Consider the following 13,263-nt stretch of genomic DNA (forward strand, 5'->3'; position numbering starts at 1 on the left):
GGATCACGCCTGATCCAGTTTTTCTTTGAGTAGGGCGTTGACCTGCTGGGGGTTGGCGGTGCCCCGCGAGGCCTTCATTACCTGGCCAACGAAGTAGCCGATCATCTTGCCGCGCTTGTCGGGCTCGGCGTCACGATACTGGGCGACCTGCACCGGGCTGTCGGCGATCACCTGGTCGATCATCGCCTCGATGGCGCCGCTGTCGGTGACCTGCTTGAGGCCCTTGGCGTCGATGATGGCGTCGGCGCTGTCGCCCTCGCCGTTCCATAGCGCCTGGAAGACCTGCTTGGCAGCCTTGCCGTTGATGGTGTCGTCGAGCACTCGTGTGATCAGTTCGCCGAGCTGCTTGGCCGACACCGGGCTCTGCTCGATGCTCAGGCTCTCGCGGTTGAGCGCGCCGGAGAGTTCGCCCTGCACCCAGTTGGCGGCCTGCTTGGCATCGCCGCAGGCGTCCTTGACCGCTTCGAAATACTCGGCCATGGCGCGGCTGGAAGCCAGCACGCTGGCATCGTAGGCGGAGAGTCCCAGTTCGCCCTCGAAGCGTGCGCGTTTTTCGGCAGGCAGTTCCGGCAGAGTGCTGCGCAGGTGATCGACGTAGGCACGGTCGAGCACCACCGGCAGCAGGTCGGGGCAGGGGAAGTAACGGTAGTCGTTGGCCTCCTCCTTGGTACGCATGCTGCGCGTCTCGTCGGCCTCGGGGTCGAACAGGCGGGTCTCCTGGACCACCGTGCCGCCGTCTTCGATCAGTTCGATCTGGCGCTCCACTTCATAGGCGATGGCACGCTCGACGAAGCGGAAGGAGTTGACGTTCTTGACCTCGGCGCGGGTGCCGAACGCTTCCTGGCCCTTGGGGCGCACCGAGACGTTGACGTCGCAGCGCATCGAGCCCTCGGCCATGTTGCCGTCGGAGATGCCGAGGTAGGTGACGATGGCATGAATCGCCTTGAGGTAGGCCGCGGCCTCCTTGGCCGAGCGCATGTCGGGCTCGGAGACGATCTCCAGCAGCGGCGTGCCGGCGCGGTTGAGGTCGATGCCGGTCATGCCGTGATAATCCTCGTGGAGCGACTTGCCGGCGTCCTCCTCGAGATGGGCATGGTGCACGCGGATGCGCTTGGTAGCGCCGTCGTCGAGGCTGATTTCGACCTCCCCGGCGCCGACGATGGGGTGGTACATCTGGCTGGTCTGGTAGCCCTTGGGGAGGTCCGGGTAGAAGTAGTTCTTACGGTCGAACACCGATACCTCGGGGATCTCGGCGTTGATGCCGAGGCCGAACTTGACCGCCATGGCCACCGCGGCCTCGTTGAGTACCGGCAGCACGCCGGGCAGGCCGAGGTCGACGGCGCAGGCCTGGCTGTTGGGCTCGGCGCCGAAGGCGGTGGAGGCGCCGGAAAAGATCTTCGACTTGGTGGCGAGCTGGACGTGGACTTCCAGCCCGATCACGGTTTCCCATTGCATCATGCACTCTCCTCGGCAAGGGCGGGACGGCGCTGGTGCCAGTCGGTGGCCTGCTGGAACTGGTGGGCGACGTTGAGCAGCTGCGACTCGGCGAAGTGCGGGCCAAGGATCTGCAAGCCGATCGGGCGCTGGCCGGCAAAGCCAGCGGGAACGCTGATGCCGGGGATGCCGGCCAGGTTGACGGCGATGGTGTAGATGTCCTGCAAGTACATCGACACCGGGTCCTTGTTAGCGCCGAGATCGAAGGCCGGGGTAGGCGAGGCCGGCCCCATCAGCACGTCGACCTCCTCGAAGGCGTCGATGAAGTCCTGGCGAATCAGCCGGCGGACCTGCTGCGCTTTGGTGTAGTAGGCGTCGAAGAAGCCCTCCGAGAGGGTGTGGGTGCCGATCAGAATGCGCCGTTTGACTTCCTCGCCGAAGCCTTCGTCCCGGGAGCGCTTGTAGAGGTCGATCAGGTCGCTGGGCGCGTCACAGCGGTGGCCGAAGCGCACGCCGTCGTAGCGCGACAGGTTCGAGGAGGCTTCGGCCGGGGCGATCACGTAGTAGGCCGGGATCGCATAGTGGGTATGCGGCAGGCTGACCTCGTGGACGCTGGCGCCCAGTGATTCGTAGACCTTGATTGCCTCACGTACCGCCTGCTCAACCTCGGGGGCCAGGCCGTCGCCGAAATACTCCTTGGGCAGGCCGATCTTGAGGCCCGACAGCGATTCGCCGAGCTCGGCGGTATAGTCGGGTACGCCGCGCGCCACGCTGGTGGAGTCGCGCAGGTCGTGGCCGGCGATGGTGCCGAGCAGCAGCGCGCAGTCCTCGGCGCTGCGCGCCATCGGCCCGGCCTGGTCGAGGCTAGAGGCGTAGGCGATGATGCCGTAGCGCGAGACGCGACCGTAGGTCGGTTTGAGCCCGGTGATGCCGCAGAAGGCCGCCGGCTGGCGTATCGAGCCGCCGGTATCGGTGCCCATGGCTGCCGGCACCAGGCCGGCGGCTACCGCCGCCGCGCTGCCCCCGGAAGAACCACCGGGTACGGCGTTGAGATCCCAGGGATTCTTCACCGGTCCGTAGTGGCTGTTCTCGTTCGACGAGCCCATGGCGAACTCGTCCATATTGGTCTTGCCCAGGCTCACCGTGCCGGCGGCGTTGAGCTTCTCGACGACCGTGGCGTCGTAGGGGGCAATGAAATTGTCGAGCATCTTCGAGCCGCAGCTGGTCTTGACGCCGTTGGTGCAGAAGATGTCCTTGAGCGCCAGCGGCAGGCCGGTGAGCGGGCCGGCCTGGCCCTTGGCGCGCAGCGCATCGGCGGCATCGGCGGCGGCCAGCGCCTGCTCGTGGGTGACACTGATGAAGCTGTTGAGGCGGCCGTCGAGGCGGTCAATGCGCCCCAGCAATGTTTCGGTCAGCTCGCGGCTGGACGTCTCGCCGTCGGCCAGGGCCCGGGCGAGCTGGGTCAAAGTCTTGTCGTGCATGGCAGGATCCTGAAGCGGGTTCATTCGACGACGCGGGGCACCAGATAGAGACCGTTCTCGACGGCCGGGGCGACGCGCTGGAAGTGATCGCGCTGGTCGCGTTCGGTGACCTCGTCGGCGCGCAGTCGCTGGGTGGTGTCGAGGGGGTGAGCGAGCGGCGCTACGCCGTCGGTGTCGACTTCCTGCAGCTGATCGACCATGGCCAGAATACGGCCGAGATCGTCTACGTAGCCGGTGGCGTCGGCATCGTTCATGGCCAGCCGCGCCAGATGAGCCGCGCGCTGTACGTCGGAGGGTTCAAGCGCCATGGTGAAAACGTCCCCTGAGCATGATATCGATGGGGCGTCGGACGTCGGCGGCCGACATCCGCGCTGAAATAGCCGCAAACCGTACCACATCTTGGCGCGTCTGGCAGGCACTTCAGCTTGCTGCATATCGGCCGTGGTGATACCGTTTGCATCCGCACAGGGTTCCGGTCTGCACTAGGTGAAAGACTTTCATGTTTAAACGTTTACGGGGGCTGTTCTCGAGCGATCTGTCGATCGACCTTGGGACCGCCAACACACTGATCTACGTTCGCGGTCGGGGCATCGTGCTCGACGAGCCATCCGTCGTGGCCATCCGCCAGTCCGGCAATATGCGCAGCGTTGCCGCCGTTGGCGTCGATGCCAAGCGCATGCTGGGCCGTACGCCGGGCAATATTACCGCCATCCGCCCGATGAAGGACGGCGTGATCGCCGACTTCACCGTTACCGAACAGATGCTGCAGCACTTCATCCGCAAGGTGCATCAGAGCACCTTCCTGACGCCGAGCCCGCGGGTGCTGGTGTGCGTGCCGTGCATGTCGACCCAGGTCGAGCGTCGCGCCATCAAGGAGTCGGCGGAAGGCGCCGGGGCCCGTGAGGTGTTCCTGATCGAGGAGCCCATGGCGGCAGCGATCGGCGCTGGCCTGCCGGTGGAAGAGGCGCAGGGCTCGATGGTCGTCGATATCGGTGGCGGTACCACCGAGATTGCCATTATCTCGCTCAACGGCGTGGTCTACTCCGAGTCGATTCGCGTCGGTGGCGACCGCTTCGATGAAGCCATTACCGCCTATGTGCGGCGCCACTACGGTAGCCTGATCGGCGAAGCTACCGCCGAACGCATCAAGGAGGAGATTGGCTGCGCTTATCCTGGCGGCGAGCTGCGCGAAATCGACGTGCGTGGCCGCAACCTGGCCGAGGGCATTCCGCGCAGCTTTACGCTCAACTCCCACGAGATTCTCGACGCCTTGCAGGAGACCCTGGCATCGATCGTCACTGCGGTGAAGAGCGCTCTCGAGCAGTCTCCGCCGGAGCTCGCCTCGGATATCGCCGAGCGCGGTCTGGTGCTGACCGGCGGTGGTGCCCTGTTGCGCGACCTCGACAAGCTGATTGCCGAGGAGACCGGCCTGCCGGTGATCGTCGCCGAGGACCCGTTGACCTGCGTGGCGCGTGGCGGCGGCAAGGCTCTGGAGATGATCGACCAGCATACCTTCGAGCTGCTCTCGAGCGACTAACGCCCGGTCACGGCTGGGCTGATGCCTTCGGGGGGATTGCTTATCAAACCGCTGTTCTCGCACGGGCCGGTGCCGGGTTATCGCATGCTGCTGTGTGCGATCTTGGCATTTGCGCTGATGTTCGCAGAACACCGCTTTTCACGCATGGAAGATCTGCGCGCCCAGATGACCACCGTGGTGGCGCCGATCCAGTGGGCGGTGAGCGTGCCCAGCGATTTGCTCACCTGGGGGTCGCTGGCGCTGTCGGACCAGCGCGCGCTGGTCGATGAGAATCGCCGCCTGCGCGAACAGCTGCTGACCCTGTCGCATCGCGTGCAGCGCATGGCCAGTCTGACCGCCGAGAACGTGCGCCTGCGCGAGCTGCTCAATGCGGCGGGCCAGGCCGATATGCCCTATGTGACCGCCGAACTGCTCTCGCTGGACTCTGATCCTTTTACTCATCAGATGGTCATCGATCGTGGACGCCGTGATGGCGCCTACGTCGGTCAGCCGGTGATGGACGCGTCCGGGCTGGTGGGGCAGGTCACGGCGGTCTCGGCCTATTCGAGTCGCGTGCTGATGCTGGCCGATGCCAATCATGCCATGCCGGTGCAGGTCAACCGCAACGGTCTGCGCTTCATCGTCCAGGGCTCGGGCCGCTACGATACCCTCAACGTCATGCACGTGCCGGACACCGCCGATATTCGCGAAGGTGACCTACTGATCACCTCGGGGCTGGCCGGGCGCTTTCCCGCCGGTTACCCGGTGGCGCGGGTCAGTGAGGTGGTTCATGATCCCGGCCAGCCCTTCGCCCGGGTCACCGCGGCGCCGGTGGCTCAACTGCAGCGCTCGCGCCACTTCCTGCTGCTGTTCCCGCCGCCGACCGTCGAGCCCGAGCCGGGTGACCGGCTGTGGGACGAGACCTTCTCGCTCATCGAACCGCCCATGGAGTTGATGCAGTAATGGTTGCCATAGGCCTGCGCGGAACCCTGCTGATCTGGCTGAGCCTGCTGCTGGCGCTGTGCCTGCAGGTGATGCCGCTGGCCGATGTGTGGCTGATGTGGCGGCCCGACTGGCTGGGCCTGATGTTGATCTACTGGTGCGTGGTGATGCCGCAGCGGGTCGGGGTGCTGCACGGCTTTGTCCTGGGGCTGCTGCTTGACCTGATAGAGGGCTCGCCGCTGGGCCAGAACGCGCTCACCCTGTCGCTGCTGGCCTTTCTGTGCGCGCTGCTCTATCAGCGCCTGCGGGCCTACTCCCTGCTGCAGCAGGCGATCCTTATCTTCATGCTGCTGGGCCTCGTGCAGTTGATCGAACAGTGGTTGCGGACCATCGTCGGGCCCTTTTCGATCCACTTGGCGTTTCTGCTGCCCTCGCTGATTGGCGCGCTGCTGTGGCCATGGCTGTTCACCATGTTCCAGATGCTGCGCCGGCGACTGGGCATTTTCTGAGGCATTGATCGGAGTCTTCATGACCGCGACCCTGCGCCTGGCCTCCGCCTCGCCGCGCCGCCGTGACCTGCTGGCCTCGATCGGCGTTAGCGTTGAGGTCCATCCAGTAGATATCGACGAGACGCCGTGGCCCGAGGAGGCGCCACGCAACTACGTGCAGCGTCTGGCCCGGGATAAGACGCTGGCCGGTGCCGTGGGCAGCCGGCTGCCGACCCTCGGCTCGGACACCGCGGTGGTGCTGAACGGCGAGATATTCGGCAAGCCCCGCGACCAGGCCCACGCCGCCGAGATGCTTGAGGCACTGGCCGGCAACACCCATCAGGTGCTCACCGCGATCGCGGTGAGCGGGCCTGCCGGCTTGCTCGAGTGCTGCGTGACCAGCCGGGTGACGCTGCGTCACATCAGCGCCGCCGAGATCGACGCCTACTGGGCCACCGGCGAGCCCGCCGACAAGGCCGGCGGCTACGCCATTCAGGGGCTGGCGGCGGTGTTCGTTGCCGAGATGCAGGGTAGCCACTCGGCGGTGGTGGGGCTGCCGCTCTTCGAGACGGCTGCGCTGCTCTCCCGCCAGGGAGTGCCGTTGTGGTCGGGGGCCGGGGTGGCTGTGCCATAATGCCGAGATGATCACTGGATAAGGAAGCCTGCATGAGCGGTGAAGTACTCATCAACCTGACGCCGATGGAAACTCGCGTGGCAGTGGTCGAGAACGGCGTCCTGCAGGAAGCCTTTATCGAGCGCAGCCGGCGTCGCGGTATCGTCGGCAATATCTACAAGGGCAAGGTGGTGCGGGTGCTGCCCGGCATGCAGGCCGCCTTCATCGATATCGGCCTCGACCGGGCCGCTTTCATTCATGCCCATGACGTGATGCCAGCCAATACCCCCAGTGATGAGCAGGTGTCGATCGGCCACCTGCTGCATGAGGGGCAGGCGCTGGTGGTACAGGTCACCAAGGACCCCATCGGCTCCAAGGGGGCACGCCTCACCACTCACCTGTCGGTGCCGTCGCGGTTTCTGGTCTACATGCCTGATTCGCCGCACAACGGCGTGTCCCAGCGCATCGAGGACGACACCGAGCGCGAGCGACTGCGTCAGCTGACCGAACAGTGTCAGGGCGAGCAGGAGCTCGAGATCAGCGGCGGGTTCATCATTCGCACCGCCGCCGAGGGGGTGGGCCATGAGGAGCTCTACGCTGACATGCACTTCCTGCTGCGGCTGTGGCGCAAGGTCAGCGAGCGCAAGATCACAGCACCGGCGCCCAGCGTGATCTACGATGATCTGCCGCTGTTCATCCGCACCCTGCGCGACGTGATGCGCGACGAGATCGAGAAGGTTCGCATCGACTCCCGCGAGAACTACCTCAAGCTGGTCGAGTTCGCCAGCGAGTTCATGCCCGGGACCGAGACGCGTATCGAGTACTATCCCGGGGAGCGGCCGATCTTCGACCTCTACAGCGTCGAAGACGAGATCCAGAAGGCGCTGGGGCGCAAGGTGCAGCTCAAGTCCGGCGGCTATCTGGTCATCGATCCCACCGAGGCGATGACCACCATCGACGTCAACACCGGCGGCTATGTGGGGCATCGCAACCTCGAGGAAACCATCTTCAAGACCAACCTCGAGGCGGCCACGGCGATTGCTCGTCAGCTCAGGCTGCGTAACCTGGGCGGCATCATCATCATCGATTTCATCGACATGGAAGAATCCGAGCACCAGCGCCAGGTGCTGCGGGTGCTCGAGAAATCGCTGGAGCGCGACCACGCCAAGACCAAGTGCACCGGGGTCACCGAGCTGGGGTTGGTGCAACTGACCCGCAAGCGCACGCGCGAAAGCCTTGAACAGACGCTGTGCGAACCCTGTCCTACCTGTAGTGGGCGCGGCACGCTGAAGACGCCGGAAACCGTGTGCTACGAGATTTTCCGCGAAATCCTGCGTGAAGAGCGCGCCTACAGCCCGGAAACCTACATGGTGTTGGCCTCCCAGGCGGTAGTGGATCGGCTGCTCGACGAGGAGTCCTCGGCGGTGGCCGACCTCGAGACCTTCATCGACAAGACGATTCGTTTCCAGGTCGAGTCACACTATTCCCAGGAGCAGTACGATATCGTGCTGATGTAAGCCATGAGCCCACTCCGCCTGACGCTGCGCTGGGCGCTCACCCTGGCCGCGATCTGCCTGGCGCTGCTGGCGATACTGGTCGTGGCGCTACGCCTGGCGCTGGGCCAGGTCGATGTGCTGCGTGACAATCTCGAGACGCTGCTCTCGGCGCGCTTCAATGCCGAGGTCAGCGTGGCCGAGCTGAGCGCCGGGGTGAATCGCCTCGACCCCAGCGCCGAGCTGCACCACCTGCGCATCGCCTCGCGTGATGGACGCGATCTGCCGCTGCTGGAGGTCGAGCACGCACGGCTGCGACTGGCCAGCGGTGCCTCACTGCGTGACCGGGTGCCGGTGGTCGAAGATGCTCGCCTTCGTCAGGTGACGGTGCATCTCTACCAGACCCCGGAGCGCACCTGGCACTGGCCGGAGCCGGCCGAGCTGCCCCCGGAATTTCAACCCGATACCCGCTTCGATCTCGAGCGCCTGGATTTCTGGGTCGGTGCGCTGCTGCGTCAGCGTGTCGAAGCCGAACAGGTGCGGCTGGTGCTGCACGGCCTCGATCGTGACGTCGTGCTCGAGGCACCGAGCCTGCTGATGACCGGTGATCAGCGACGTACCCATATCGAGGGGTGGTTGCACGTCGAGGGCCAAGAGAGCATTGCCCTGGAGGCGGCGCTGGAGGTTCAGCCGGGGCAGCGTGGGCTGGCCGATTTCAGCGCCGCGCTGCAGGCGCGCATGGACGTTGCCAGCCTGGTCGAGCTGGCCGAGGTGCTGAGCCGCAACGACCCGGTGCGGCTCGATGACGCCGAGGGCAAGGCCGAGCTCTGGGGGCGCTGGCAGCAGGGGGCGCTGGAGGATGTCCGGCTCGACCTGGAGGTGCCCCGTATCGTCGTCAGCAACGCCAATTCGACGCTGGCGCTGGATGATATTCGCGCCCGCGGCCAGTGGCTGCGCGATGGCCGCAACGGCTGGCAGGCCTGGTTGAGTCGTGAGCCGCTGGCTGACGACGACGCCACCCACGGGCCGGCAATCCCCGAGCATTGGCATCTGACGGGCGAGGGCAGCGACTGGTGGCTCAACACCAGTGGCTTCGAGCTCGATGCGCTGGCCGCCTGGCGTAACCGCGTGCCCCTCCCCGAGGGGCTGGTGCGTGTGCTCGATAGTCTCGATCCCCAGGGCCGCATCAGTGGCTTCGGCGTTGGTCGTCGCAACGGCAGCTGGCAGGCGCGGGGGGCGCTGCACGAAGTGGCGGTCTCGGCGTGGCAGCATGCCCCCGGCGGCGGTCCCATCGACGCCTGGGTCGAGGCCGAGGATCTCCACGGCACGGTCACCTTCGTTGGCGATCTCGACACCACCCTCGATTTTCCGCGGCTGTTCACTGCTCCGATGCAGCTCGATGCGGCGCGCGGGGTGGTGCAGTGGGACTACCGCGGCGAGCGGGTCCACGTCGATGGCCGGGACCTCGAGGCACTGTGGCGCGGCGCCCAGGTGCAGGGAGGATTCGATCTGGCACTGGGCGGCAATGTGCCCGGCGAACTGGGCCTCGACCTGGCGTTTCGCGACATTGATGCGGTGTCCACTCCGCTGCGTGACTGGCTGCCGGTAGGGATATTCGGAGAGGGGCTCAACGAGTGGCTCGAACTGGGGGCAGCGGGACGTGTCAGCGCCGGCACCCTGAGCCTGCGCCAGCCGCTTCGGGAGGGCATCGAGCCCGACGACGTCGAGCTCGAGCTGGCCCTCGAACTGGTCGATGGTCACCTGCCGTTTGCCGAGGGGTGGCCGGCGCTAGACGACGTCAGCGGGCGCCTGGCGATGGACGGCATGCGCCTGGAGGCCTGGGTCGATCACGCCGAAAGCCTCGGTGTCGTGGCAGAGGATGGCCGGGTCAGCCTGGATGACGGCACCCTGAGCGTGCTCGGCGAGCTGGCCGGCAGCAGCGAGGCGGTGCTCGACTATCTCGCCGCGCTGCCGTTCTTCGATCTCGATAGTAGCGACTTCAGCGGCAGCGGTGCGCTGGCCGGCGACCTGGCTCTGGAGCTGCCGCTGGACGACCCCGAGGCGCTGCGCCTGGACATCGAGGCCGAGGTCGATGTGCCGACGCTGGTCTACGTGCCCCTCGACATCCGCATGCACAGCGTCAATGGCAGCCTGGCCTATCGCCACCGTGACGACCAGGGTGGGGTCGACGGGGTGCTCGGCGCGCGCGTGTTCGGTGGTCCGCTGCGTGCCGATTTCGATACCCGCGAGCAGCGTGTCGATTTCAATGGCAGGGCGCTGGCCAGCGGGCTGCTGAGCTGGGCCGGACTGGAAGCCGCGGCGCCGATTCTCGACGGCGTATTTCCGTATGCCGCACGTCTGGACCTGGCCGAGGGCGCCTCGCGATTCCGCTTTGACAGCGACTTGAACGGTCTGACGATTCGCCTGCCGGCGCCGTTCGGCAAGCCCGCAGACAGGCGCGCGCCGCTGTTCGTCGAGGCTGATCTCGAGAGTGGGACCATCGAAGGCGAATTGGCCGAGCGACTGCGCGTGCGCTGGCGCGAGTGGGGCCGCAGCGGCCAGGGGCAAGCGTGGCTGGAACAGTGGCCGGCGTCACCCAGCTGGCCCGATGGCAGTGGCTGGGAGGTTGACTGGCGCACCTCGCGAATCAATACCGACGCCTGGGCTGAGGCACTTGGCGGTCTCGGCATCGACGGCCTGGCGCTGGGCGAGGGTAGCCCCGACCAGCTGCGCGTGGTGCGTCTGGCGACCCCCTGCCTGGACGTGACGCAGCGCTGTCTGGGCTCTTTATATGCCAGCGCCTACCCGTGGAGCGGCGACGACTGGCGCGTCGACGTCGATGGCAGCCTGCTGGAGGGGCGCGTCGACTACCGCCCGGCTGCTGGCGGCGAGCTGGATGTCGCCCTGGTGAGGCTCAACCTGGATGCCCTGGTGCCCGAGGAGGGCGACGCCGAGGGGCTGCTCGACGAAGTCGCCGTGGCGCCCAGCCCGGCCGCCTTTCCCGACTGGGTCGGCGAGCTTCCGGACGGCCGCTTGCGAGTCGCCAGCCTGCTACGCGAGGGCAAGTCGTTCGGCCCGCTCACCGCCCGCTGGCGGGCCAGCCCAGGGGCGCTGCAAGTCGCGCCGCTGGGGCTGACCCTGGGGCGTGTCTCGGCGCGTGGCGAGATCGACTGGGAAGCTTCCGGCGGCGCTAGCCTGACACGCTCACGGCTGTCGCTGGACGGCGGTGACCTTGGCACGGCCTTGGAACGGCTCGACCAGCCGGTGGCGATTACCAATGCCAGTACTCGGGTACGCTCGCAGCTGGCCTGGCCTGGAGCACCCTGGCAGTTCGGGCTCGACCGTTCGCGGGGCAGCCTGGATATTGACCTGCGGGACGGTCGTTTCCGCTACCTCGATTCGCCCTCGGCGCGGCTGGTCGGGCTGCTCAATTTCGACAATCTGCTGCGTCGTCTGCGGCTGGATTTCTCGGACGTCACCGGCCAGGGCACTGCCTTCGACAGTGTCATCGGCAGCGCGACCTTGTATGGTGGCATTCTGGAAACCCGCGGCCCGGTGGTGGTCGAGGCGCCGGCCACGCGCTTCACCCTCGATGGCCAGGTAGACCTGGCACGCCGTGAACTCGACCAGCGACTCGGGGTCACGGTACCAGTGAGCCAGAATCTCCCGCTGGCGGCGGTAGCCGCCGGCGCCCCGGTGGTGGGCGGGGCACTGTTCATCGCGCATCGTCTGTTCGGTGGTGTCATCGATCGGGCGACGCAGATTCATTACCGCGTGCGGGGTCCCTGGACCTCGCCGCAGATTTCCCTGGAAGGTGCCGAATGAACCTACACTCCCGTGAACTGACGGCTCAGGACAAGCTCGATGGTGCCGTGGCGACCCTGCTGACCCCAGGGGGGTTGGACCTCGCCGGGCTGGACACCGGCCTAGGCCATGCGCTGGGCGCCGGTATCGACTACGCCGACCTCTACTTTCAGCGCAGCTGGAACGAGAGCTGGGTGCTCGAAGATGGCGAAGTCAAGGAGGGCAGCTATAGCATCGACGGCGGTGTCGGCGTGCGTGCCATGGCCGGCGACAAGACCGGCTTCGCCTACTCCAATCAGATCACCGCCGAGGCGCTGGCGGACACTGGGCGCACCGCGTCGGGCATCACGCGCAGCGGTTCCCGGCTGACGCTGGCGCCGGGGCAGCTGAGCCAGGCCGCCGATCGCTATGTCGGCCTCGACCCGCTGGCTGGCCTCTCCGCCGCCGACAAGATCGCCATGCTCAAGGAAGCCGATCGCATCGCGCGCGCCGAGAACCCCGCGGTGAGTCAGGTCAGTGCCTCACTGACCGGGCTCTATGAGGTGGTGCTGGTACGCGCCAGCGACGGCACCCTGGCCGCCGACGTGCGCCCGCTGGTGCGCTTCAACGTCAGCGTGATCGCCACCAAGAACGGCCGCCGTGAGCGCGGTAGTGCCGGCGGCGGTGGTCGCTATGCCATGGCGCGGCTGCGCGAGGAGCAGGCGCCGAGCCGCTTCGCCCGAGAGGCGGTGCGCCAGGCACTGGTCAACCTCGAGGCAGTGGATGCGCCGGCCGGTCAGATGCCGGTGGTGTTGGCGGCCGGCTGGCCCGGTATCCTGCTGCACGAGGCGGTGGGCCATGGCCTGGAGGGTGACTTCAATCGCAAGGGCAGCTCGGCTTTTGCCGGCCTCATGGGCCAGCGGGTGGCCGCTAAAGGCGTGACCGTGGTTGACGATGCCACGCTGGCGGACCGCCGCGGCTCGCTGTCGATCGATGATGAAGGCACGCCGGGCGCCTATACGCCGCTGATCGAGGACGGCATCCTCACCGGCTACATGCAGGACAAGCTCAACGCCAGGCTGATGGGCATGGCGCCCACCGGCAACGCGCGCCGTGAGTCCTACGCACACATGCCGATGCCACGCATGACCAACACCTACATGCTGGCCGGCCAGGACGACCCGGCCGATATCATTGGCAGCGTCAAGCGCGGCATTTATGCGGTGAGCTTCGGCGGTGGCCAGGTCGATATCACCTCGGGCAAGTTTGTGTTCTCGGCCAGTGAGGCTTACCTGATCGAAGACGGCAAGATCACCGCGCCGGTCAAGGGGGCGACCCTGATCGGCAACGGCCCCGAGGCGATGGCCCAGGTGTCGATGATCGGCCACGACATGGACCTGGACACCGGGATCGGGGTGTGCGGCAAGGAGGGCCAGGGCGTGCCGGTAGGCGTCGGCCAGCCGACGCTCAAGTTGGACGAGCTTACGGTGGGCGGCACGGCGTCGTGAGTTGA

10 protein-coding genes are annotated in these 13,263 nt (G+C 66.6%); 7 read left to right on the forward strand and 3 right to left on the reverse strand.

Annotated features, from left to right (window positions below; genetic code table 11):
- Positions 1 to 3: 3 nt before the first annotated feature.
- Genes gatB through gatC form a run of 3 tightly spaced genes read right to left on the reverse strand, consistent with a single transcriptional unit; the run spans position 4 to position 3,223 of the window.
- Positions 4 to 1,455: an Asp-tRNA(Asn)/Glu-tRNA(Gln) amidotransferase subunit GatB gene (gatB, locus tag BLT16_RS10540; RefSeq protein ID WP_089658583.1), complete on the reverse strand. Its 1,452-nt coding sequence runs from the start codon at positions 1,453 to 1,455 to the stop codon at positions 4 to 6.
- On the reverse strand, positions 1,455 to 2,915 hold the full coding sequence (gene gatA, locus BLT16_RS10545) for an Asp-tRNA(Asn)/Glu-tRNA(Gln) amidotransferase subunit GatA (protein ID WP_089658481.1): 1,461 nt from the start codon (positions 2,913 to 2,915) through the stop codon (positions 1,455 to 1,457). Before gatA ends, gatB begins: the two co-directional genes overlap by 1 nt.
- A 20-nt stretch (positions 2,916 to 2,935) precedes the next feature.
- Positions 2,936 to 3,223, reverse strand: coding sequence for an Asp-tRNA(Asn)/Glu-tRNA(Gln) amidotransferase subunit GatC (gene gatC, locus BLT16_RS10550; protein WP_089658482.1), 288 nt, complete (start codon positions 3,221 to 3,223; stop codon positions 2,936 to 2,938).
- A gap of 191 nt (positions 3,224 to 3,414) precedes the next feature.
- Here gatC and BLT16_RS10555 point away from each other — a divergent pair, with 191 nt between their 5' ends.
- The 7 genes from BLT16_RS10555 to tldD are packed head-to-tail and all read left to right on the forward strand — an operon-like array spanning position 3,415 to position 13,258.
- Positions 3,415 to 4,452: a rod shape-determining protein gene (locus BLT16_RS10555; RefSeq protein ID WP_076748541.1), complete on the forward strand. Its 1,038-nt coding sequence runs from the start codon at positions 3,415 to 3,417 to the stop codon at positions 4,450 to 4,452.
- Between the two features lie 36 nt (positions 4,453 to 4,488).
- Positions 4,489 to 5,394, forward strand: a complete 906-nt coding sequence (mreC, locus tag BLT16_RS10560) for a rod shape-determining protein MreC (protein ID WP_089658584.1) — start codon at positions 4,489 to 4,491, stop codon at positions 5,392 to 5,394.
- Positions 5,394 to 5,882, forward strand: a complete 489-nt coding sequence (gene mreD / locus BLT16_RS10565) for a rod shape-determining protein MreD (protein ID WP_089658483.1) — start codon at positions 5,394 to 5,396, stop codon at positions 5,880 to 5,882. The genes mreC and mreD overlap by 1 nt, the downstream gene beginning before the upstream one ends.
- A 19-nt stretch (positions 5,883 to 5,901) precedes the next feature.
- Complete coding sequence (locus BLT16_RS10570; RefSeq protein WP_089658484.1) at positions 5,902 to 6,495, forward strand: Maf family protein; 594 nt, start codon at positions 5,902 to 5,904, stop codon at positions 6,493 to 6,495.
- 32 nt (positions 6,496 to 6,527) lie between these two features.
- A complete protein-coding gene (gene rng, locus BLT16_RS10575) occupies positions 6,528 to 7,991 on the forward strand; it encodes a ribonuclease G (RefSeq protein ID WP_089658485.1) in 1,464 nt (487 codons plus the stop codon).
- Between the two features lie 3 nt (positions 7,992 to 7,994).
- Entirely contained in the window at positions 7,995 to 11,792 is a 3,798-nt protein-coding gene (locus BLT16_RS10580) for a YhdP family phospholipid transporter (RefSeq protein ID WP_089658486.1), read from the forward strand.
- Positions 11,789 to 13,258, forward strand: coding sequence for a metalloprotease TldD (gene tldD, locus BLT16_RS10585; RefSeq protein ID WP_176817211.1), 1,470 nt, complete (start codon positions 11,789 to 11,791; stop codon positions 13,256 to 13,258). The genes BLT16_RS10580 and tldD overlap by 4 nt, the downstream gene beginning before the upstream one ends.
- The last annotated feature ends 5 nt before the right edge of the window (positions 13,259 to 13,263 follow it).

The organism is Franzmannia pantelleriensis (assembly GCF_900102875.1).
Classification (GTDB): domain Bacteria; phylum Pseudomonadota; class Gammaproteobacteria; order Pseudomonadales; family Halomonadaceae; genus Franzmannia; species Franzmannia pantelleriensis.